At 51.1% G+C, this 21,093-nt stretch carries 18 protein-coding genes and 7 pseudogenes; 9 read left to right on the forward strand and 16 right to left on the reverse strand.

What is annotated here, in order from left to right:
* Nucleotides 1-110: 110 nt before the first annotated feature.
* The 3 pseudogenes from ACQUTI_RS25790 to ACQUTI_RS25800 all read right to left on the reverse strand — a co-directional run.
* Nucleotides 111-290 (reverse strand): annotated as a pseudogene (locus tag ACQUTI_RS25790) (ArsR/SmtB family transcription factor); the annotation flags it as partial.
* Nucleotides 291-540: 250 nt separating this feature from the next.
* A pseudogene (locus tag ACQUTI_RS25795) lies at nt 541-984 on the reverse strand (IS110 family transposase); the annotation flags it as partial.
* Nucleotides 985-1,068: 84 nt separating this feature from the next.
* Nucleotides 1,069-1,394: pseudogene (locus ACQUTI_RS25800) on the reverse strand (Tn3 family transposase); the annotation flags it as partial.
* Between the two features lie 523 nt (nt 1,395-1,917).
* On the opposite strand from ACQUTI_RS25800, the gene yacA reads away from it, so the two are divergent.
* The 5 genes and pseudogenes from yacA (at nt 1,918) to ACQUTI_RS25825 (ending at nt 4,462) form a co-directional block, all read left to right on the forward strand.
* On the forward strand, nt 1,918-2,187 hold the full coding sequence (gene yacA, locus ACQUTI_RS25805; RefSeq protein ID WP_023338085.1) for a type II toxin-antitoxin system antitoxin YacA: 270 nt from the start codon (nt 1,918-1,920) through the stop codon (nt 2,185-2,187).
* 44 nt (nt 2,188-2,231) lie between these two features.
* Entirely contained in the window at nt 2,232-2,480 is a 249-nt protein-coding gene (locus tag ACQUTI_RS25810) for a type II toxin-antitoxin system RelE/ParE family toxin (protein ID WP_223232864.1), read from the forward strand.
* Between the two features lie 33 nt (nt 2,481-2,513).
* Nucleotides 2,514-3,211 (forward strand): IS1-like element IS1B family transposase gene (locus ACQUTI_RS25815; RefSeq protein WP_243408395.1). Its coding sequence is split into 2 segments (ribosomal slippage): nt 2,514-2,763 and nt 2,763-3,211, totalling 699 coding nucleotides; the frame shifts between segments, so codons are not numbered across the junction.
* Between the two features lie 14 nt (nt 3,212-3,225).
* A pseudogene (locus ACQUTI_RS25820) lies at nt 3,226-4,002 on the forward strand (RNA-guided endonuclease InsQ/TnpB family protein); the annotation flags it as partial.
* Nucleotides 4,003-4,306: 304 nt separating this feature from the next.
* Nucleotides 4,307-4,462, forward strand: coding sequence for a Hok/Gef family protein (locus ACQUTI_RS25825; RefSeq protein ID WP_087783571.1), 156 nt, complete (start codon nt 4,307-4,309; stop codon nt 4,460-4,462).
* A 116-nt stretch (nt 4,463-4,578) separates the two neighbouring features.
* On the opposite strand, the gene ACQUTI_RS25830 is transcribed toward ACQUTI_RS25825, so the two are convergent.
* From ACQUTI_RS25830 to repA, 8 genes are all read right to left on the reverse strand, one after another.
* Nucleotides 4,579-5,088 carry a hypothetical protein gene (locus ACQUTI_RS25830; protein ID WP_039022248.1) on the reverse strand — a complete coding sequence of 170 codons (510 nt, stop codon included), beginning with the start codon at nt 5,086-5,088 and terminating at the stop codon, nt 4,579-4,581.
* Nucleotides 5,089-5,099: 11 nt separating this feature from the next.
* Nucleotides 5,100-5,519: a hypothetical protein gene (locus ACQUTI_RS25835; RefSeq protein ID WP_306173224.1), complete on the reverse strand. Its 420-nt coding sequence runs from the start codon at nt 5,517-5,519 to the stop codon at nt 5,100-5,102.
* 197 nt (nt 5,520-5,716) lie between these two features.
* Complete coding sequence (locus ACQUTI_RS25840; protein WP_023338079.1) at nt 5,717-6,532, reverse strand: hypothetical protein; 816 nt, start codon at nt 6,530-6,532, stop codon at nt 5,717-5,719.
* A 9-nt stretch (nt 6,533-6,541) separates the two neighbouring features.
* On the reverse strand, nt 6,542-8,131 hold the full coding sequence (locus tag ACQUTI_RS25845) for a hypothetical protein (RefSeq protein WP_023338078.1): 1,590 nt from the start codon (nt 8,129-8,131) through the stop codon (nt 6,542-6,544).
* A 60-nt stretch (nt 8,132-8,191) separates the two neighbouring features.
* Nucleotides 8,192-9,898, reverse strand: a complete 1,707-nt coding sequence (locus tag ACQUTI_RS25850) for a hypothetical protein (RefSeq protein ID WP_087783572.1) — start codon at nt 9,896-9,898, stop codon at nt 8,192-8,194.
* A 264-nt stretch (nt 9,899-10,162) separates the two neighbouring features.
* Complete coding sequence (locus tag ACQUTI_RS25855) at nt 10,163-11,128, reverse strand: ParB family protein (RefSeq protein ID WP_023338075.1); 966 nt, start codon at nt 11,126-11,128, stop codon at nt 10,163-10,165.
* Nucleotides 11,125-12,330, reverse strand: a complete 1,206-nt coding sequence (locus tag ACQUTI_RS25860; RefSeq protein WP_000817632.1) for an AAA family ATPase — start codon at nt 12,328-12,330, stop codon at nt 11,125-11,127. Before ACQUTI_RS25860 ends, ACQUTI_RS25855 begins: the two co-directional genes overlap by 4 nt.
* Before the next feature lie 399 nt (nt 12,331-12,729).
* A complete protein-coding gene (gene repA / locus ACQUTI_RS25865) occupies nt 12,730-13,590 on the reverse strand; it encodes a replication protein RepA (protein WP_001076427.1) in 861 nt (286 codons plus the stop codon).
* Nucleotides 13,591-14,028: 438 nt separating this feature from the next.
* Here repA and ACQUTI_RS25870 point away from each other — a divergent pair.
* The 3 genes and pseudogenes from ACQUTI_RS25870 to ACQUTI_RS25880 all read left to right on the forward strand — a co-directional run.
* Nucleotides 14,029-14,927, forward strand: a pseudogene (locus ACQUTI_RS25870) (IS3 family transposase); the annotation flags it as partial.
* Nucleotides 14,928-15,199: 272 nt separating this feature from the next.
* Entirely contained in the window at nt 15,200-16,276 is a 1,077-nt protein-coding gene (locus tag ACQUTI_RS25875; RefSeq protein ID WP_000227969.1) for an IS110 family transposase, read from the forward strand.
* Nucleotides 16,277-16,292: 16 nt separating this feature from the next.
* Nucleotides 16,293-16,601 (forward strand): annotated as a pseudogene (locus ACQUTI_RS25880) (integrase core domain-containing protein); the annotation flags it as partial.
* On the opposite strand, the pseudogene ACQUTI_RS25885 reads toward ACQUTI_RS25880, so the two are convergent.
* From ACQUTI_RS25885 to ACQUTI_RS25905, 5 genes and pseudogenes are all read right to left on the reverse strand, one after another.
* Nucleotides 16,591-16,863 (reverse strand): annotated as a pseudogene (locus tag ACQUTI_RS25885) (IS110 family transposase); the annotation flags it as partial. The pseudogenes ACQUTI_RS25880 and ACQUTI_RS25885 overlap by 11 nt on opposite strands.
* A 666-nt stretch (nt 16,864-17,529) precedes the next feature.
* A complete protein-coding gene (locus tag ACQUTI_RS25890) occupies nt 17,530-17,832 on the reverse strand; it encodes a HigA family addiction module antitoxin (protein ID WP_428923421.1) in 303 nt (100 codons plus the stop codon).
* Nucleotides 17,832-18,113, reverse strand: coding sequence for a type II toxin-antitoxin system RelE/ParE family toxin (locus ACQUTI_RS25895; protein WP_021312774.1), 282 nt, complete (start codon nt 18,111-18,113; stop codon nt 17,832-17,834). The genes ACQUTI_RS25890 and ACQUTI_RS25895 overlap by 1 nt, the downstream gene beginning before the upstream one ends.
* A 190-nt stretch (nt 18,114-18,303) precedes the next feature.
* The gene (locus ACQUTI_RS25900) at nt 18,304-18,687 is read right to left on the reverse strand and encodes a S24 family peptidase (RefSeq protein ID WP_087783547.1); all 384 of its coding nucleotides are present in this window, start codon (nt 18,685-18,687) and stop codon (nt 18,304-18,306) included.
* Between the two features lies 1 nt (nt 18,688).
* Nucleotides 18,689-18,928: a hypothetical protein gene (locus ACQUTI_RS25905; RefSeq protein ID WP_017694266.1), complete on the reverse strand. Its 240-nt coding sequence runs from the start codon at nt 18,926-18,928 to the stop codon at nt 18,689-18,691.
* Nucleotides 18,929-19,326: 398 nt separating this feature from the next.
* On the opposite strand from ACQUTI_RS25905, the gene ltrA reads away from it, so the two are divergent.
* Entirely contained in the window at nt 19,327-20,814 is a 1,488-nt protein-coding gene (gene ltrA / locus ACQUTI_RS25910) for a group II intron reverse transcriptase/maturase (protein WP_004178082.1), read from the forward strand.
* Nucleotides 20,815-21,093 lie beyond the last annotated feature (279 nt).

The following is a 21,093-nucleotide window of genomic DNA, read 5'->3' on the forward strand; positions in this document are numbered from 1 at the left end:
ACAGAATGATGTCACGCTGAAAATGCCGGCCTTTGAATGGGTTCATGTGCAGCTCCATCAGCAAAAGGGGATGATAAGTTTATCACCACCGACTATTTGCAACAGTGCCGTCCAGCGGATATCAGCGCTGAAAGATGATGGCTGAGCGTGGAGGCAGGAATCTCAAGGTGCTTCTGCAGTTCGCCAACCGGCAGGCCTTCATGACCCGCCCTGACCAGCTCCCGGTATATGCTGAGACGTGTCGGGTGGCCCAGTTCTCGAAGTGCGTTTGCAGCAGTGTTTAAATCCATAATACCTCCTTTATCTATATTTCCAGAATAATAGAAATATAGCCTGCGTCAATCGTTTCTGCCGTGAGGGTACCGCTTTCCCAATCATGCTCTGTCCGCCAGGTTATGGGGGGCAGAGCCAGAGCACTACCGAAATCCTTGCGAATACCCGTGCAGGGAATAATTTCCGCCCCCTTTATGGCCGGAAAAAAAACTGATAAACGTCGCCTTTTCAGAAGGTTGCTTTCTTAACGTGGTTTTTCGCATGGTTGGACCTCAGACCCCTCAATCGGTTATATGTTGCTGTTTTCTCTTCGATAAAACCCTGTCTGATACGGTGTAGGCATTGCATCGCCTGCTGGCTCTCATCCTTCACTGGTACAAACCGCATATGCGGGCGACGAACTGCTTCACAGATAGCCTGAGCATCAGCTGCATCATTTTTGCCTGATTTACCGGCCATGCGGTAAGGAGATACAAATTTAGCAGCCATCAGCCGTGGTTCATGACCATATTGCCGAAACAACCTTGCCCAGTAGTGAGCCCCGGAGCATGCCTCCATCCCGATAACACAGGGAGGTAAACTGGCAATCAGCTCAGGAAGGGCAGCACGCGATACTTTGGGTTTAACCAGAACAGTTTTACCGTGTTGGTCAACGCAGTGAACAGCGAACACATTTTTAGCAAGATCGATACCGACAGTCGTGATGGTCATAACGAATCCCTCCGGGGCTATGTTTACCCCATGATTGCACAAGAGTTAATCAGGCGCATATCCAGGGGAAGTCCCTTCCATTCGTTAAGGTCGTTTTTTGACCTTTCTACTTTAGCTGGCCTCAGCCGACGAAACTTACCGGAGGCCGGTATTCTGTTGTTTTTCCAGATGTAATCGCCTGTCAGATTGATATGCTCCCAGCCTAACGGCGACAAATGTGACAGCAGTTGCTCGTTGATCTTCACCCCTTTACGCTTCAGGGCATCGACCGCTCTTTCCATATACACTGTATTCCACAGCGAGATAGTTGCTGTCAGCAGCGTCAGTCCACTGGCGCGGTAGCTCTGATTTTCCGGTTTACGATCCCTGATTTCACCCAGACGGTGCAGGAATACCGCGCGCGCTAGAGAGAGCTCCCATCGCTGCGCGACGGGCCCCAACCGGAGAACCAAGTTAGTTACAGCATTCAAATGAAAATTCATCATAAAACCGGCGCCGGTTTGCCGGCCAGGAGCCCCTCCCCACCACTGAAAAGCGCCGCCGCCCCCGCCCAAAGGGCGGGAACAACATCGCTTTTAATTATGAATGTTGTAACTATGTAATCATCGCTGTCAGTCCTCTGGCTGGAAGTCCCCAGTACACGCTCGTAAGCGGCCCTAACGGCCCGCTAACGCGGAGATACGCCCCGACTTCGGGTAAACCCTCGTCGGGACCACTCCGACCGCGCACAGAAGCTCTATCATGGCTGAAAACGGGTATGGTCTGGCAGGGCCGGGGATGGAGTACCGGCTGACGCCGGGCTTCGGCGGTTTTACCCCGGTATCATATGCAACAATGGAGTGCCGCCTTCCATGCAGCTGACGCGGCATATCCTGGTGACGATATCTGAATCGTTATATACTGAGTATATACGTAGTAATGACGAGATAATAAATGGCACAGGTTAATATGAGTTTAAGAATCGACGCTGAACTGAAGGATGCTTTTATGGCCGCTGCAAAAAGCATGGACCGTAATGGCTCTCAGTTAATCCGGGATTTTATGCGCCAGACCGTTGAACGGCAGAATAATACCTGGTTCCGTAACCAGGTTGCGGCAGGACGTCAGCAACTCAAGCGCGGCGATGTGCTTCCCCATGACATGGTCGAATCTTCTGCTGCTGCATGGCGGGATGAAATGAGCAGGAAGGTTGCCGATAAATGATGGAGATATTCTGGACCATGCTGGCCAGCTAGGACAAGAAGCGCATTCGTGAGTACATTGCGGAGCAGAATCTGATGGCCGCCATTGAACTGGACGAACGGATTGGTTATTCAGCCAGCAGCCTGGCCGGGCAGCCGTATAAAGGCCGCAACGGTCGTGTGGAAGGTGCCCGGGAACTGGTTATTCACCCGCATTTTGTTCTGGTTTATGAAGTCGATAGCCAGTGGGGAAAAGTGTATATCCTGCGTGTATTGCATACAACACAGAAGTGGGTGATGCTGCCAACTTACTGATTTAGTGTATGATGGTGATTTTGAGGTGCTCCAGTGGCTTCTGTTTCTATCAGCTGTCCCTCCTGTTCAGCTACTGACGGGATGGTGCGTAACGGCAAAAGCACTGCCGGACATCAGCGCTATCTCTGCTCTCACTGCCGTAAAACATGGCAACTACAGTTCACTTACACCGCCTCTCAGCCCGGTACGCACCAGAAAATCATTGATATGGCCATGAATGGCGTTGGATGCCGGGCAACCGCCCGCATTATGGGCGTTGGCCTCAACACGATTTTCCGCCATTTAAAAAACTCAGGCCGCAGTCGGTAACCTCGCGCATACAGCCGGGCAGTGACGTCATCGTCTGCGCGGAAATGGACGAACATTGGGGATACGTCGGGGCTAAATCACGCCAGCGCTGGCTGTTTTACGCGTATGACAGGCTCCGGAAGACGGTTGTTGCGCACGTATTCGGTGAACGCACTATGGCGACGCTGGGGCGTCTTATGAGCCTGCTGTCACCCTTTGACGTGGTGATATGGATGACGGATGGCTGGCCGCTGTATGAATCCCGCCTGAAGGGAAAGCTGCACGTAATCAGCAAGCGATATACGCAGCGAATTGAGCGGCATAACCTGAATCTGAGGCAGCACCTGGCACGGCTGGGACGGAAGTCGCTGTCGTTCTCAAAATCGGTGGAGCTGCATGACAAAGTCATCGGGCATTATCTGAACATAAAACACTATCAATAAGTTGGAGTCATTACCTGCCGATTGAAGCGCGTTTACATCGTGAAATTACGGGAATGCTGAAAAGTATCACGTTGAGCCGCAGCGCAACCGGGAAATACTACGCGTCGTTACTCTGTGACGACGGGATGGAAGCGCCGGCAAAGCCCGCATTGATATCAAATGTGACAGGGCTGGATATGGGGCTGGCGCATTTTGTCATCAAATCGGACGGCAATAAAATTGCCAGTCCCCGCCACCTAATCAATGCAAGTCGCAACCTGCGCCGGAAGCAGAAAGCACTGTCCCGTAAGAAAAAAGGGAGCGCAAACAGGCGCAAAGCCAGAATACAACTTGCAGCCGTTCACGAACGGGTAGCCAGTGCCCGTGCCGATTTCCAGCACAAGTTATCTCGCGCAATTGTTGACGAAAACCAAGCGGTAATTGTCGAGACATTGAAAACGGCAAATATGATGAAAAATCACCATCTGGCTCGTGCGATAGGCGATGCTGGATGGTCTGGATTCATCACAAAACTGGAATACAAAGCAACAGAGAAAGGTGTGCATCTGGTGAAACTGGATCAATGGTTCGCCAGTTCGAAAACCTGCCACTGCTGCGGTCACAAAATGTCGGAGATGCCATTACATAAGCGCATCTGGCAGTGTCCAGAGTGTGGAGTTGAACATGACCGCGATATCAATGCGGCGCTCAACATCAAACGCAAGGGCATACTGGAATTACAAGCGGCGGGGCTCGTCGTTTCTGCCCATGGAGGCCAGCGTAAATCCGTCACACAGACGGTTGCGGCTTAAGAAGTGGGAAGCCTCGCCCGACAGGGCGGGGGGCAGTCACGGATCATGTTTGCTGCAACATTTCTTCTGGTGTGGATATTCACCCTTCCAGGTGATTTCTATAGAAAAAAAGCCAGACATTGATACAATCGCTGCGGGTGCTTGAGGCTATCTGCTTCAGGCATTACCCGACAAGCAGATAGAAGAAAGCCCCAGATAACATTACGCGTCCTGCAAGACGCTTAACATTAATCTGAGGCAATATCTATGCTTAGCATACGTAGATTAGCCTCTTACCGACCAAAAGGTCAAGGAGAAGCAGGCTATGAAGCAGCAAAAAGCGATATTAATCGCTCTGATCGTCATCTGTTTAACCGTCATAGTGACGGTACTGGTAACGAGGAAAGACCTCTGCGAGGTACGAATCCGAACCGGCCAGACGGAGGTCACTGTCTTCACAGCCTACGAATCTGAAAGGTAAGAGACCTGGCGGGGAGAGATCCCCGCCACTCTTCGTGTGTCAGGTATCCTCAATGCACCCTTTCCTCTCCAAATAAAAAAGCTCCCGAAGGAGCTTTAAAATACAAGGGATGACTCTTAATCCCAATCAATCCAGTTGTAGACGATACGAAGTGACGGGCGCACAGCAGCAGTCACATCTTCGGTACTAAAGTCGATTGCATCACTGTAGATTTTGCAGTCCAACATTTCAATTGTTGTAGCAGCTTTTGTCACAGCGTTAACCCCGGAAGATTTGGATTCAGGGGTAGCAGCCATCGTGATATCAACATAGTCTTTCTCTGCAATGCGATCCTTAATGAACTGAAGAATATCGCCTTCGATAGTCTCCACGCACTGGACCTGGATTTCCCCAGAGTTTCGAATTGGACCGTGCTGGTTGAACTTCACACCATTCGGACCATAGTCCTCCACATCCTCGCGGGTCATTTCAGGAATTTGCGATGTGCGAACCAGTACGCTGATATCTTCATGGCCTGCAAAAGTGAGCTGGAATTCAGAAGATACCAGTCGTTCGCCTTTGGCCGCGTTGGCAGTATAGCGGCCCTTAATAAATTTACGGTTTCCCTTAGTGTTATTGTGCCCCATATAAAATCCTTTTACTGGAACGCCCGAACAATATCGGAGCTGTTATATATCGAAGAACCGGTCAACTGGAGGTTGACGGTGTTTTTCAGGAAATGCCCATTACTATCCCTGGGGGCATCGAGATCGAAACTAAGGTCCTGGATAGCGACATCAATGATGTTGATCCGGCGACCAATGTTTAGCGTCACACGCTCCGGGATTCGACCACCAATACTAGCGTCTTTAAGTTCCGGGCTAATCATTGCTGACAACGCGGCGATAGCACCTGAAACTTCCGTATATGGGTTAAACAAAGCAATGAAAGTTACTGGCAGCGTGAAAGTCGGCGGTGTCCCCCCTTCCCAAACCATTAAGCTGTTCCAACGGGCAACTGACGTTGTTTCAGTACCAACCTGCGCAAAACCACTGAAGGCACCAGCAACAGAACCCATAGACATACCGGTAAACGGCGCTTCCCAATTCTGGGCCAGATTCATTGCCGCCCCCTGGCTGATATATCCGGTAACCTGGTACTGAGAGTTCGTTAAAGTAACTTTCAGAAATGGCGATACACCGTCAGCCTGGCTGTAAACCCCAAAAGGTATAGGTGCCATTCAAGTTAAAGGCCGGAGTTCTCCGGCCTCCTCCTTTAGCCGAGGCGCTTACGGCGCAGTTTCATTGACTTTTTGCGGGCCAGTTTTGCCGCGCCGGTCTGGGCTTTACGACGCGCTTTTTTCAGCGCCGATTTTTGAGCCGCAGTCAGACGTTTTTTACGCAGACGTTTACGGATGAGCTTGATCTCACCGTTACGAACAACCTTCTTAAATGCTTCAGTCAGCATTTCATCAGAAGTGCCAGCAACAACAAACGCCGCTTCCAGTTCGTCGCGGTCGTCGCTATCCAAACCAGCGATAGCGGAACCAACATCAGCAGCTGCGTCGTCGTCTTCATCGTCGGTCAATGCTTCGATCAGGTCATCATCTACACCGCATGCTGCGAGGAAGTCAGCAACATTTGCCCATGCTTCGTTATAGGCGTCGTCCTGTTCTTCTGTAACTTCGGTATCGTCGTCGTCAGAGATACCAGCGATAGCCTGAACGAAACCATCAAGGGAGTCGAAAGTCAGATCACCGCTATCAGCCCAGGCGAAAACGGCATCGGCCGCATTACTCAACGCATTCTGCATAGCACTTCGATTTGCAGCTTCCAGAATCATCTTGTGCGCCTGTTCGACGGTCCATTCTTTACCTTCTTTTCCTTCCAGGATTTGCTCAGGTGCCGGGTCAGATTGAACGTTCTCGTTAATCTGTGCCGCCGGTTCCGGATTATTATTAATCACCGGTTCGGTTGGCGGTTGGGCACTTACACGGGCAGATTCCATCAACTGCACCGGATCAGCGTTCAAAGCGAAACGGGACAGTCCATTCCCCAAAAATGCCCCGGATTGAAAAAAGTTTTTGCTCATTGTATTCCCTTACTTAATAAGCAGCGGTACGCCATGGATACGACGGGCTACGCCAGTCGGGCAGCAGGCCCAGACTACTTCCCATTTATCGAATTCCGCCTGCGTAACTTTCAGCACATACGGTTCTGTACCGTCAGCATCAGGATCACGAGGAGCCACCAGAGCGCCGGAGGCGACAAAGCGATCTAAAAGTTTGGTCATCCCTTTAGTCAGGCCAGCCGCAGTAATACCGTCCGGGCTATGCTTCATCTGTCGGGCTAACTGGACAAAGAAACGGCTGATTGCATTCATCAGGGATGGGACGTGCTGGAAGTGCAGATAGTTATCCTGCGTGCAGCAAGTTAAAGCATCGTCGATGATCATCTGGCCAGAGGTGCCAACAGATACTTTATTGAGACGGCCCTTGACCATTGCTTCTTCGTCCGGGGTATCTTCCGGATACAGCGGTTGAATTGACGCACGAGCAATGACGGCACGTTCTTCACCAGCCGGTGAGTAATGCCAACCGCCGACATCAGAGTTTTTCTTGACGCCACGAGCTTTCGCCGCATACGCCGCGCCAGACAGACCGAAGACCACACGGGATTGGGTCCATTTGTCTTTGCAGGAGAACGGGAAGTGATAGACAGCACAGCTTACATAATCGGTACCAAGTAAACCGGTATCTTCAACAGCAGAGATCGCTTCCGTGTACGTCAATGTCGGTTTGACATCAAAGAAGCCATCAATCAGGCGATCTGCACAGATTTTACCTAATGCGGTGATAGCCGCATTGTCATAGCAGCCCAAGCCAAGAACAGCGGTGTACATGTACGGCGCATTGTTCAGCACTTTCACCGCACGCAGGTACGCAGCGGTTGAGATTTTCGACTGATCACCGTTGGTACCACCAGTGAACGCCAACGATTTTTTGTTTGTTACTTTCGCTGTAGAAATCAGATCTTCATTAACAACCGCGCGCAGATATTTAGAACGGGCTTCCAGAGCCGTAGGCAGATAACACAAGCGGCCCATGTCATCTTTCGCTTCTTCCACCAAAGACACAGTGTGTGTCTCCAGGGTCGTTACCACACCGAGCGAAGTCGTCTGGGTTAGTTTTAAGAGGAAGCGTTCATTACCCGCGCTGTCCGCTGTTGCCGTTTCGATGGTTAACTCACGGGTAGGTGAAATACACGGATCACCATCATCAACGTAGATAGCAAAGGCTTCGCCGCTATCAAGTTCAATTTCAGAACCATATGGCAACGCAGTGTAAGCCGGTTCGCCTGATTCATCGAACATAATAATCGGGAACTTCGCATCATCCGGAACAGCACGGACAACATAACCAGACGTTTGCTGAATAGCTTCGTACACATGGCGAATTGGTTCGAACTGTGAGCCGGAAGACGGCTTCAGCGGTTCGCCGAGAACATCTTCGTAATTGGACTCAGTAACCGCAAGAACAGTAAACGGCTTGCCACGCGCAAATACGCCAATACCAGCCCACAAGCTGCTATTTAATGCAACACCGGTAGATAACGTCGCATCGGCATTGATCGGGCTAACCGCGACGCCGGATGCATTACCTAATGACTGTTGAATTGAATATTGAGACATAACTTTCCCTGTTATGCGCCCCGCACGGGGGCGCTATGTTAAACGGAGAACTTCCCCTGATTACTCAGAGTCACCGGCATCAATCGTGTCGCCGCTTATAAAGTTAAGCCCGCCTTTTTTGGCCATTGTCAGCGTTACACGAGTGAAGTAATCAGCGCCGTTGCGTGGGTGCATATCGTTGATAGCCGAACCCCACAGTGTGGTACGGTTGACCAGCGCCGGAGTGGTCGGATGCTGGAACGGGATAGCCGGGACAGCATCACCAGTCACGAAGCCTGCTTTACCCGGATTTTCATCACGGACGTAGCACAGCACATCCATCGAGCTGAACTGAATGTTCTCTGTCGTTAAGTTCTTACAAATACCAGCAGGTACTTCGTACACTTTTACGTTACCGAACAGGGTACCGATGTAGTGAACATACGGAGTCTGGATATAGTCTTCGGCTGGCTGGAAGAAATCCTTCGGCAACTGTTTGAAGAAAGATGCTGCATCAGCACCAGCAAACATCCCCATCGCACCAGAAGATTTAACGCGCTCAATAATGTCGCGATATACAGTCTGGAATTTTCCACGAATGATGGTTGCCCATACATCAAAGGACTGGTTAACCGGCAGAGCGATGTCAAAGGTGTCGGTCGCAAGAGTGCGCCAGATCATGATGCGAAGACGCAGCATATCCTGTTCATGAGACAGGTATTCCTTCAGGGTGCGGAACTGTAGGGAACCCAGGTCCAGACCAAATTCACGCTGTGCTTCATACGCCGCCTGTACCGTGTGCTCAGCCGCGATAACGAACTGACTTGGGAACAGGGTGTATTTCTTCATTTCGTGGTTGATCAGCGGGATCAGCTCAGGAGCGGCTTCAATATTGATTTCCGTCTCAATTGCGATCTCAGTGCCTTTATCCGGCGCTTTGGAGAACGACAGGGCAATCTGACCAATGTTGTAGTTCAGAGAGCAGGTAACAGTGATTTGCTCACCAGCAGCATTAGTAAACGAGTGAAGTAGGCTGCCGGAACCGTTATCAACAACAGACTTAATACGGTTAACGTAGATGTTAGTGCGACCTTTTCGGATTGGTACATTCTGGCCTTCGAAGTCTTCCATCTTGAAGGTTGCGGTTTTGCTGGTGCCATCGGAGCTTGCCACCAGCACATAGCGGCGGCGTAACTGGCTGTACACACCGACGGATTGCATGTCCAGAACATCACCAGCAGCATAAGAACCAAAAGAGGAACCTGCCACGTTAAAGACTTCATAGATGTCGGACTGGTCACGCGTAACCGGAATGAAGGTACACGCATCAGCGGTAGCTGCCCCCAACTGAACAGGCAGGATCATCGCGAGGAATAAAGGCAGACGCATAACACCGTCAGAAACGCTCATCATCTCTGCTGCGACGGATTCCAGCATCGCTTTATTAGTGGCATCCATGCTATTGCGGGTGGACTCAATCAGGCAGTTTTCCAGCGTCTGGTGGCAGGAGGCCAGAATTTCCGGACGCGGCATAGATTTATGTGCTGCGGCGTAGTCAGCCAGTGCACTTGCCCACTCGGTAGCAATTTGAGCGGTGGCATTATCAGAGATACCCGCAAAAATTGGGTCTTTACGTGCAGCTTCAAGGATAGATGCGGCACGCGCGGCATCATCTTTGATGAATTGGTTATCAGTACCGAACTGTGCTGTACTTGCCCAGCCAAGAACGGCTTTAGAGCGTTTTGCGATATCTGCAATACGATTCTGGTATTCGCGTAAGTTACTCAAGTTACTCTTCCTTAAACACAAGGCACTTGTGTGAATCCCTTTTCGGAAGAGATTTTATTGAAAGTCACTTGTTGACTTTCTCGCGAAAAGTAATTTTTTAAATTTTTTGTGCGGGGAAGTGGACGGTGAATGCAGGCGTTAAATCGTGGGAATTTCAGTCTGAAACCCCCCTAAAAAACACATGCAAATCACAAGGTTAGCAATGAAATCGGTGCGGGACATTTTAGGAAGGGGAGGGGCTAACACCACCTCCCACCAGCGGGATTATTCCCCAGCAGACATTTTCCCAATGATTTTTTTTATTGCTTCGTCAATTTCAGTTTGCACTTCAGACGGGAGTCTGGAGAACTCGTAGGCGACAACCCGTTTTTTCGGATCGGACTTCTTTCGAGCATATTGGCGACGGTCAGAGAAGTCTCGCAGCTTCTCAACCACCACAGATTTAACCGGCGCGGGCTTCAGGCTTTTGCTTTCCGCTTTGAAGATAGCCAGTATCTTCGCTTTATCCTCTTTCGCGCCCTCAGTCTCTGCAATTCGCTCGCGCACCGTATCAACCAGATCTCCAATCGGTACGTTTTTGGCGTTAGCATCTTCGGAGATCTGGAGCAGCAACTGGTAATCAGGCAGGGCGAGATCGCTGGCAACAGGGAAGACAGCAATCATCTCATCCGGCACCGCCGCAGCCTGGAAAGCTCGCGTCACTTTAGCCTTTGAGATGTTCTCAGCTCGGGCGATCTCTTCTTTGGTCATATTCTTGCCGTACATAACCTCGAAGCGTTTACCCAGCTCGCGCAGAGTGTGTTCGCGGGCTGTCTGGATATCAATGGCCAGCTGGCGGGCATCCGCCAGGCTGATCTCATCTTTCGTCACCAGAATCTCAAATTTCGTTTCATTGAAGATACACGCAGCGCGGCGACGTGATCCGTCCAATACCTCAATGCGCTCCCCAACCATACGACCGATAGCCGGGAAGAACTGTTGCAATTTAATGGTGCGGGAAATATCGCTTACCGACTCAGGGGTGAGCAGAGACTGATCGCGGCCGTTAACTGCCGGGTCAACGAACGTGCGCGACTCAATCTCACCACTCAGCACAACGGTAAGCAAAAATTTAGCCTGGCGACCAGATTTTAGGGTAAAGGTTTTGGTGCCTTCACTGCCTTCAAGCATGCGAGCAAACTCGGAGCTATTCTTGCCCAGCACTCGTCCACGGGAAACTATTTTTTTCATGCCGCCTCACCCCTAACAAACTCAATTCGATCAAACACAGCCTTAGTGAAACGCTCGGCCTCGGTTCGTGCCTTCTTCAGCGCCTCTGCACTGCCTGGATACGATTGCGGGTTGGCACTGATTACGGTGTCGAAAGACTCGCCGCATCGCTCAAAGCCATCCAGACGAGGCAGAGAAGAGTCCAGAATGTTGCTGGCGTAAACCTCACGCGCAAGGCTGTGTGATGTCTCGTGATCGCGCTTGCCGGTCATCTTCGACATAAAACCAATGCTGGCGCTCAAACGCGGTTCTACGCCTTCCTCCTCCAGTTGCTCCAGCATTTCTGGCAGACGGGTGAGATATTTCAGTGTTGAGTGGAAGTCAACCTGGGCTGGTGGGGTAGGGGTAAGCAGCAAATCGCTGGCCGCCAGACCGTTGAGCAGGAACGGATCCAGGTGTGGACCGGTATCAATAAAGATAAAGTCATAATCATCCGCAACACGATCAATGATATTGCGTCGAAGGATTTCGTACTGATTTTGTCCGGGAAGATGCTCTTCAACCAGCTCTTTCCATTGGCTGGCAACAAAGCCATCGTCGATAGAGGCTGGAATCACGTCTACGCCAGGAACGATGGTCGGACGAATCACCTCTTTGCGTAGCGTCTCCGCGTCCAGGTCGTTCAGCATCGCCTGCGCGGCGGTTTCCAGGATGGAACCAATACTGTGAGTATGGTCGAGGAACATTGTGCTGGATGCCTGAGGGTCAAGGTCAATTACCAGAATGCGCAGATCGTGACGCAGTAAATCCTGATGCACACGCAGAGCGTGCGCCAACGTTACTGTGGAAACCGTTTTGGATACGCCACCCTTCAGGTTTACGACAAAAATAACGTAAGGCGATTTGTGAATGTCGCGATATTTGGGGATCTTACGGTGGGCATAGATATCAATGACGTTCTGGATGGTCAGCGCGTACTGTTCAACGTTACCGACCTGTTTCTTGTTGAACTGGTACCCATCATCTTCCATCTCTTTGATGGCCTGCTCCACAATGCGGCGGCTCAGCTTCGGCAACTTTGCCACAGCGTTACGAGTGAACGTCTGATAATACTCGGTCTGATTGAACTCTTTACGCTGATCTTCAATATCCTGACTCATGGCCTTAAGTAATGCGCTTGCACGAAGAGCTATGGTGCCGACACCGCCGTAATCGCGTTTCATCATCATCTCCTTATCATTTCGTATGAGTGAATTGTACGTTTGATTCTGCTACGTGCAACTTTTTTTGATTCGTGCGCCAATTATTGCACGTAAAGAAATGGCGATGAGGTTATTAGATGTGTGCTGGAGGGATGATGCAGGACCAGAATGTGCGATAGAGGGAAGTCGCATTGAATTATGTGCTGTGGAGGGATCGCTGGTATCAAATATGTGTGCTGGAGGGAAAGATAGAAGATTAGATGTGCGCTGGAGGGAAACTTGGATGGTTAGATGTGTGCTGGAGGGAATGTCTGGGCAAACTGCGTGGCGCAACCCTCCAGCGCACACCAAAAACAGGAAAATGGGCAGGCATTCCCGGCAGCGCACATTTTTCAAATGCAGCTGCCCTCCAGCACACACTTATTCGGGAAGTTTCAGCTTTGGATTGCGAGAATGGACGATTACAAAACTTTCCCGGCCTTTCTTCTCAATTGAACAGTCGAGATAGCCGATTGTTTTAAGCTGTTCTATCGCTTTCTTAATGATACGGTTTTGCTCGCCAACAGCTGACTGCAAAGCCAGGCGCTCACGGATTCGCGCGAACGATAGCGGCAACGGGTTCTGCGGAAGGCTTTCGATGAAAGTGTAAATGGCTTGTGCAGCTTCTTTCTTCGGAAGGGCACGCAAGGCGTGGTGTTGCAACAGAACGCGATAATCAAGCTGGAACAGCTCCCACAGCTTCGAATCAGCCTCCAGTTCTATCAGATCAAGGTCAGCATCAAAACGCCCGACCTTCAGCAGACCAGTCTGATAGCCGCCTTTAGCATCTTTTCCGCGCTTAAAAGCGATACCCTTGTTACGCAAGCGTCCAAGTGATTCATGAATGGTTAAACGCAGTTTCGCATCCAGACGTTTTGAGGGGAAACCACAGGCTTTAGCGAATTCCTGAAACGATAACTGGATGGTGTTTGAGGACAAGCCGTATTTGCTGAACGCGTAGATGACACCGATCCACGTTTTGAAATCAGTATCCATATCGAGTCGAGGACCGGTGATTTTAATATCATCGTAACCCTCGGCTTTAGCTATCTCCAGCTGGGAAAACGCTTTGGTGGCATCAATCTCTTTACTTTCTCCTTTGCTCTTTGATGGCTTCGGCACGAATACCCCCAAACGCATCAACGCTACAGGCTGCACAGTGTTGTTTGAATTAACTGTTAGTTCTTTTGCCTTACTTTCAATGTCTGCGTAAAGAATATCGGATATAAAAGATTGATTCATATTGCTTTTTCCGAATTATGTGGATAGTTTTTATCAGTGATGATAACTACCCTGGCTTTCCCGTCAGCACACATCCTATATCCCGCCAGCACACATTAGCAACCCGTCAGCACACATTTTTTTCCCTCCAGCGCACATCGTTTTCCCTCCAGCACACATCGCGAAAGGCTTCTAAGCCAGACGGGACGCGGCCTACGACGATCAGGGATCTATATGGATCTAATTGGGATCTGTATGGACCTGATTATTGGATCTATCCAGTGGATAATGTGGATAAGTGAAAAAACCGGCCAACGTAGCCGGTTGGAAGGGAGTCGTATTATTCTACGCTTTCGATGAGAAGACCATGTTCATAGCATTTAAGCTCATCGCCCTCGTACAGGAATTGGTATCCAATTGAAGTGGTTTACTGAATTTGGCCACCTGAACAGAGGTGATATGCTCACCTCAGAACAACACAGGAGTCATAATGAAAAAAGAAATTTCAGCGCAGAGTTTAAACGCGAATCCGCTCAACTGGTCGTTGACCAGAACTACACCGTGGCAGATGCAGCCAGCGCTATGGATGTCGGCCTTTCCACAATGACGCGATGGGTGAAACAATTACGTGATGAACGGCAGGGCAAAACACCAAAAGCCTCCCCCATTACCCCGGAACAAATTGAAATCCGTGAGCTCAGGAAAAAGCTACAACGTATTGAAATGGAAAATGAAATATTAAAAAAGGCTACCGCGCTCTTGATGTCAGACTCCCTGAACAGTTCTCGATAATCGGGAAACTCAGGGCGCGTTATCCTGTGGCCACTCTCTGCCATGTGTTCGGGGTTCATCGCAGCAGCTACAAATACTGGAAAAACCGTCCTGAAAAGCCAGACGGCAGACGGGCTGTATTACGCAGTCAGGTACTTGAACTGCATGGCATCAGCCACGGCTCTGCCGGAGCAAGAAGCATCGCCACAATGGCAACCCAGAGAGGTTACCAGATGGGGCGCTGGCTTGCTGGCAGACTCATGAAAGAGCTGGGGCTGGTCAGTTGCCAGCAGCCGACTCACCGGTATAAGCGTGGCGGTCATGAGCACGTTGCTATCCCGAATCATCTTGAACGACAATTCGCCGTAACGGAACCAAATCAGGTGTGGTGCGGTGATGTGACCTATATCTGGACGGGTAAGCGCTGGGCGTACCTCGCCGTTGTTCTCGACCTGTTCGCAAGAAAACCAGTGGGCTGGGCCATGTCGTTCTCGCCGGACAGCAGGCTCACCATGAAAGCACTGGAAATGGCATGGGAAACCCGTGGTAAGCCCGTCGGGGTGATGTTCCACAGCGATAGTAATAATGCCGATGTCAGTCTTTACCACCACTTAGTTTGCCGTTTAACCAGATTGGTGTGATTACTGATGCAGTGAAGACCTTCCCGCATCCTGACTCACACAGCGATCGACCTTTTGTGTCCTGCCCTGGACCCGTCGGTTGCCGGAAGCGCCTTCATGCGAGGCATCTCCTCACCGATGCGCGTGACTCAAGAAGGGCCTGACGGCTTGTCTCGTTACTGTCCTGTCCGGGTTATCTGTCTGGAGATTCAACTCTGTTTCCTCACAGGAGCTCTGTCATGGTTGATAAAGTTACCGAAGCTGCCGTTGTGGGTGGCGTGGATACACATAAAGATTTGCACGTTGCCGCTGTCGTAGATCAGAACAATAAAGTCCTTGGGACTCAGTATTTCTCCACAACACGACAAGGTTACCGGCAGATGCTGGCATGGATGACCTCGTTTGGGACATTAAAGCGAATTGGTGTTGAGTGCACAGGTACCTATGGTTCCGGTTTGCTTCGTTATTTTCAGAACGCCGGGTTAGAAGTTCTTGAGGTGACTGCTCCAGACCGGATGGAGCGACGCAAACGGGGTAAAAGTGACACAATTGATGCTGAATGTGCCGCTCATGCAGCATTCTCAGGCATCAGGACAGTTACTCCCAAAACGCGTGATGGCATGATTGAGTCCCTGCGGGTATTAAAAACTTGCCGAAAAACAGCAATATCAGCCCGCAGAGTCGCTCTCCAGATTATCCATTCAAATATTATCTCTGCCCCGGATGAATTACGTGAACAGCTCAGAAATATGACGCGCATGCAGCTCATCAGGACCCTGGGTTCCTGGAGACCTGATGCCAGTGAATACCGCAATGTAACCAACGTTTATCGCATTTCATTAAAGTCCCTTGCCCGACGCTATCTCGAGTTACATGACGAAATCGCTGATCTGGATGTCATGATTGCGGCAATTGTCGACGAGTTGGCACCTGAGCTGATTAAACGTAATGCTATCGGATACGAAAGCGCTTCACAGTTGCTGATCACTGCCGGAGACAATCCTCAACGGTTAAGATCAGAATCAGGATTTGCGGCACTGTGTGGTGTCAGCCCGGTCCCCGTTTCTTCTGGAAAAACGAACCGTTACCGACTTAATCGTGGTGGAGATCGTGCTGCAAATAGTGCACTTCACATCATCGCCATCGGACGCTTACGAACTGACGCAAAAACAAAGGAATATGTCGCCAGGCGTGTAGCCGAAGGACATACAAAAATGGAAGCGATACGCTGTCTAAAGCGATATATCTCCCGCGAAGTTTACACGTTACTGCGCAATCAAAACAGGCGGATCAACAGTATCCCGATAACAGCTTGACTCTTAGAAGGGCGTCCAAGGCAGCCATTATACGAGCAGGCAGTTCCGGCAGTTACTGTGGCGATACCGGATCAGGCAGAGTATGAGTCGGCGTGGAAACTGCTGGGATAACAGCCCAATGGAGCGCTTCTTCAGGAGTCTGAAGAACGAATGGGTGCCGGCGACGGGCTATGTAAGCTTCAGCGATGCAGCTCACGCAATAACGGACTATATCGTTGGATATTACAGCGCACTAAGACCGCACGAATATAATGGTGGGTTAACGCCAAACGAATCAGAAAACCGATACTGGAAAAACTCTAACGCGGTGGCCAGTTTTTGTTGACCACTTCAGTTTTAACATAGGGTTTGACGAACTGAGGGGCCATCAGTTTGACATTATGGCCCATCGATATCAGTTTATTGGCCCAGAAATGAGCAGATGCACAGGCCTCCATGCCGATCAAACAGGGTGGGATGTTGGCAAAAAAGGAGGCCATTTGTGCCCGTCTGAGTTGTTTGTTGAACAACCGTTTTCCGTGCTCGTCAACCCCATGGATCTGGAAAACGTTTTTTGCCAAATCGATTCCAATAGTTTTAACGTTCATGATAGCAGCGCTCCGTTCAATGAGTGACGATTTATCGTCCCACTGTGGCACAAGAGATGGGAGGCGACCATTCCATTAACAAAGCCCGTTTTAGGGTAAGGACGTATGGGGCAGATCCTCTCTGTTCCGACCGGGTGAAGATAGAGAGCTAAACTAAATGCTGATTTCATACGCATCTTTTACATCTCCACCTTACTCCGTAGATTTTGAGTTGTGATATGATCGCTTTGCTGTAGGTGTTGTAGGGATGAAGGGAAGGAGGGTTTCGCAGATTCTCCGTTCCGGATGCTCTAAAACGCTGTCAGAGGGATGATAAGGCAAAAAAAAGAACCCCGAAGGGTTCTCTTTTTCGCCTCAGTCAGCGATTCGCAGTCGCTGCTGCTGCCCGAAACATGTACCGAAGTTCACGTTGTCGTTACTATAGCGAAGTAATGTTACCCCTGGGGTGATTCTACGTCAACGTGAGCCGGTAGTTCTTGCAACCTGCAATATGGATTAAGTCTATGGCTGAAGTGCTGACTGCTTTCATAAAAGCGCCGCGTATAACTCAGGTGCTGACCATCGTTCTGTGCCTAATCTTGCTGGCGCTACTGGTCACTCCGCACCTGTTCTAAGTGTAGAACCACCTAATAAAAAAGCCGCTTATGCGGCTTTTTTTATTCGGTATCAATGTACGGCAAAGTCACTTTTGACTGTAACAGGCACCACATGGGAGAGGTCGATCTCCTTGCGGGCGCGGCTAAGGTCATAGGTCGCCTGCATTGCCAGCCAGAGTCGAGCTGCGATTCCTAAACCTGCCTCAAGTTTAAGAGCCATTTCAGGACTGATTGCCGCTTTACCTGCCGAGACTTTACTCAGCGCAGAAGGGGAAACATCGAGCTTACGGGCAAGGGCTCGTAAGCTGATTTCGTTATCCTCCAGGTATTCGGTAATCAATCCCCCTGGGTGTGGTGGGTTGAGCATCGTCATTAGTGGTAGTCCTCCAGATTCAGTATGTAGGCATCACCATCTGTAAACTCAAAGGTGATTCGCCAGTTCGCCCGAACGGTGATCGCATAAAGATTCTTCTTATCGCCTTTCAGGGGGTGAAATTTAAATCCCGGATAGGCGCGGAAATCTTCTGTTGTCGTCGCTTCGTCTAACATCAGGAGGCGAAGTTTTATTCTCTCCACATCCTTTGCCTGTACTCCGCTCGGATCGTCGTTCTCAAAGAGCTTTTGTAACCCTTTGTGCTTGAAACTTTTTATCATTATTGATTCCCTGTTTCTCAACGGGAAACATTATACCACGCGTTTCTCTTAGCGAAACACTTTTCTGCAAATAAATTGTGTTTCAAGGGAAGGCGCAAGGCGAAAAACAATAATATGCGCACTTAAAATGTACATTAATAGTACATAAAGAGTACCTTATGTGTACGGTTAATTGCGTTGTATTGTATTGCTAAATTACAGGGAAATCCTCGAACCCCCCCGTTCTGGCATCGGTAACGATGTGCGTCACCACGCCCCTGATCTCGATACCTTCATCCTCATTATCCGGCAGGGCGCGGACGTTCTCCGGCCTGTCCAGCTCCTGTAGACATCTTGCCGGATGGAGACGCAGTCGCATGATCCTGAATTCATCTTCCAGCACGCAGAGCACCAGGGTGCCGTCAACCGGCCGCGCGCCGAAATCCACGATCAGCAGCGAACCCGGCCTGATGCCCTCCCGGAACGAGGTGCAGTCGCTACGAAATAGGAACACGCCCGGACGCCCGGTTTTACAGTAGCTATCCAGCGAGAGGCGGCTTTCCTGGTAATCCATTGCCGGTGACGGAAACCCCATATCAGCGCCCTCCGTTCGGATTAAACAGCTGGAACGTCCGGTTTTCTCCCTCATTGGGCGAGACGTCCCGGAACACCGTCACATACGTTTCTATCCACTGGTTAGCCTGGCGGGGCGTCCAGTGCCAGTTGAACTTGTGAAGCTCCCGGACAAAGGCTGCGGTCGTGACGGTCTGACGGCCATCCTGTTCGCGGGTGATGGCCGCACGCCAGGCAGCGTCAATTTCATAGCGTCGTGGCATCAGATTTACCTCTTTATACTGTATATGCATACAGTGTGCGCCGGGAGACCGGTAGAGATCAAGGGGTGAAAGTCCCCGACCATTGAAGGACCAGCAATCCACAAGGTCCCCGAGTCATGCGTTGCATACCGCGAGGTATGGGGCGAAGCGTTGACAGGGGTGTTGACAGGCCAGCCATTGAGCCACGAAATGTATATTAAATTACCGGGTGCCGACGTTGTACTGTTAACGGAAGGCAACATCATAGGGTGCGATACTGCGAGTGCCACATGGACCCGGCGGGGTCTGAGACCCTGGCATGTCAATACGATCTCTACGCGGGAACCGGGAGATCTCCCCTCTGACCATCTGCCAGTGTCGGAGATGGCCCGCACCGGGAAGACGAGGAGTCATAGCCGGTGATGTACGGAGAGGAGAAGTCGGACTCGCTCATAGTAGCGGCGAAGCAGGCGAACAACCCGAAAGGAGCGGAGTCAGTGGAGCGAAGGAGCGGGGCCAAGGGGAACGCGGAACAGCCACACATGCGCCGGACACAGAGCCGGGAAAGCATGTCACAGAGGCTGTCACGCGTGCGGGAAGCTGCGAAGCAGCGGAAGAAAGAACGGTTTACAGCATTGTTCCACCTGCTGACAGTCGAAGCACTGGAAGCCGCATTCCTCTCCCTGAGCAGGAAAGCGGCCGCCGGAGTGGATGGCATCAGGTGGATGGACTACGCCGGAAACATGAAGAACAACATAACAGATCTGCACCGGAGGCTACATCAGGGCAGCTACAGGGCGCAGCCCGGCAGGCGTCACTACATCCCAAAAGCGGATGGAAAACAACGCCCGCTCGGCATCGCCTCGCTGGAGGACAAGATCGTCCAGTATGCGCTGGTGAAAATCCTGAACGCAGTCTATGAAAACGACTTTATGGGGTTCTCATACGGGTTCAGACCCGGGCGAAGCCAGCACGATGCACTGGACGCACTGGCCACAGGGCTGGTACGCACTAACGTAAACTGGGTACTGGATGCCGACATCAGTCAGTTCTTTGACAGGGTGAGCCACGAATGGCTGATCAGGTTCACAGAGCATCGGATCGGCGACCGGAGGGTAATCAGGCTCATACGTAAGTGGCTCACAGCCGGGACGTCGGAGGAGGGTCAATGGCGAGCAACGGAGGAAGGCACCCCACAGGGTGCGGTCATCTCACCGCTGCTGGCAAACATATACCTCCACTACGTCTTCGATCTGTGGGCGCATCAGTGGCGACGTCGCTATGCCACAGGCAATGTGGTAATGGTCAGATACGCCGATGACATCGTCATCGGGTTCGACAAACGATACGATGCCCGGCGCTTCCGTATAGCCATGCAGCGCAGACTGAGGGAGTTCGGACTCACGGTTCACCCGGAGAAAACCCGTCTGATGGAGTTCGGCCGCTTCGCTGCCGAAAACCGTGCCATCAGGGGAAAAGGCAAACCAGAAACGTTCAACTTCCTCGGGTTCACGCACATCAGCGGGAAAGATCGCAACGGCAGGTTCATGCTGATACGAAAGACCCGCCGGGATCGGATGACGGCAACTCTGAAAGCCATCAAAGACGGTCTGCGAAGGCGCTGGCATTACTCAATCCCCGAACAGGGAAAATGGCTCAGGAGAGTGGTTCAGGGATACCTGAACTATCACTCGGTACCGGGCAACTTCCCCACCATGCAGAAGTTCAGGACACACGTAACAAACCTCTGGCGCCGGGCGCTCAGGCGCAGGAGCCAGAAGGATGATACGACCTGGACGAAAGCAAACAAACTGGCAGCCGCATGGCTACCAAGGGTTCGGGTTCTTCATCCATGGCCTGTGGAGCGGTTCACCGCCAGACACCCGAGGCAGGAGCCCGGTGCGTAAATCGCGCACGCCGGGATCTGTGCGGGGGGTATCCGGTAACGGGTATCCCTACCGCGACATAAAGGGCGGTGAAATTTCTGCAAGTGATGGGGGAGTGCCGGTCAGAACGTCCCCGAAAACAAACCGCCCCCGGATTCAGGAAGGGCGAAATGACCGGCTGCGGCAGTGGGCACTGTTGCAAAGTTAGCGATGAGGCAGCCTTTTGTCTTATTCAAAGGCCTTACATTTCAAAAACTCTGCTTACCAGGCGCATTTCGCCCAGGGGATCACCATAATAAA

This window comes from Klebsiella sp. 7-CIP_Kleb., from assembly GCF_050378655.1.
GTDB classification, from domain to species: domain Bacteria; phylum Pseudomonadota; class Gammaproteobacteria; order Enterobacterales; family Enterobacteriaceae; genus Klebsiella; species Klebsiella quasipneumoniae.

Coding starts and splice junctions, on each gene's coding strand:
- yacA (WP_023338085.1), top strand. CDS start 1,918: ATGGCACAGGTTAATATGAGTTTAAGAATCGACGCTGAACTGAAGGAT.
- ACQUTI_RS25825 (WP_087783571.1), top strand. CDS start 4,307: ATGAAGCAGCAAAAAGCGATATTAATCGCTCTGATCGTCATCTGTTTA.
- ACQUTI_RS25830 (WP_039022248.1), bottom strand. CDS start 5,088: ATGGGGCACAATAACACTAAGGGAAACCGTAAATTTATTAAGGGCCGC.
- ACQUTI_RS25835 (WP_306173224.1), bottom strand. CDS start 5,519: ATGGGTTCTGTTGCTGGTGCCTTCAGTGGTTTTGCGCAGGTTGGTACT.
- ACQUTI_RS25840 (WP_023338079.1), bottom strand. CDS start 6,532: ATGAGCAAAAACTTTTTTCAATCCGGGGCATTTTTGGGGAATGGACTG.
- ACQUTI_RS25845 (WP_023338078.1), bottom strand. CDS start 8,131: ATGTCTCAATATTCAATTCAACAGTCATTAGGTAATGCATCCGGCGTC.
- ACQUTI_RS25855 (WP_023338075.1), bottom strand. CDS start 11,128: ATGAAAAAAATAGTTTCCCGTGGACGAGTGCTGGGCAAGAATAGCTCC.
- ACQUTI_RS25860 (WP_000817632.1), bottom strand. CDS start 12,330: ATGAAACGCGATTACGGCGGTGTCGGCACCATAGCTCTTCGTGCAAGC.
- repA (WP_001076427.1), bottom strand. CDS start 13,590: ATGAATCAATCTTTTATATCCGATATTCTTTACGCAGACATTGAAAGT.
- ACQUTI_RS25875 (WP_000227969.1), top strand. CDS start 15,200: ATGGTTGATAAAGTTACCGAAGCTGCCGTTGTGGGTGGCGTGGATACA.
- ACQUTI_RS25890 (WP_428923421.1), bottom strand. CDS start 17,832: ATGACGATGCTCAACCCACCACACCCAGGGGGATTGATTACCGAATAC.
- ACQUTI_RS25895 (WP_021312774.1), bottom strand. CDS start 18,113: ATGATAAAAAGTTTCAAGCACAAAGGGTTACAAAAGCTCTTTGAGAAC.
- ACQUTI_RS25900 (WP_087783547.1), bottom strand. CDS start 18,687: ATGGGGTTTCCGTCACCGGCAATGGATTACCAGGAAAGCCGCCTCTCG.
- ACQUTI_RS25905 (WP_017694266.1), bottom strand. CDS start 18,928: ATGCCACGACGCTATGAAATTGACGCTGCCTGGCGTGCGGCCATCACC.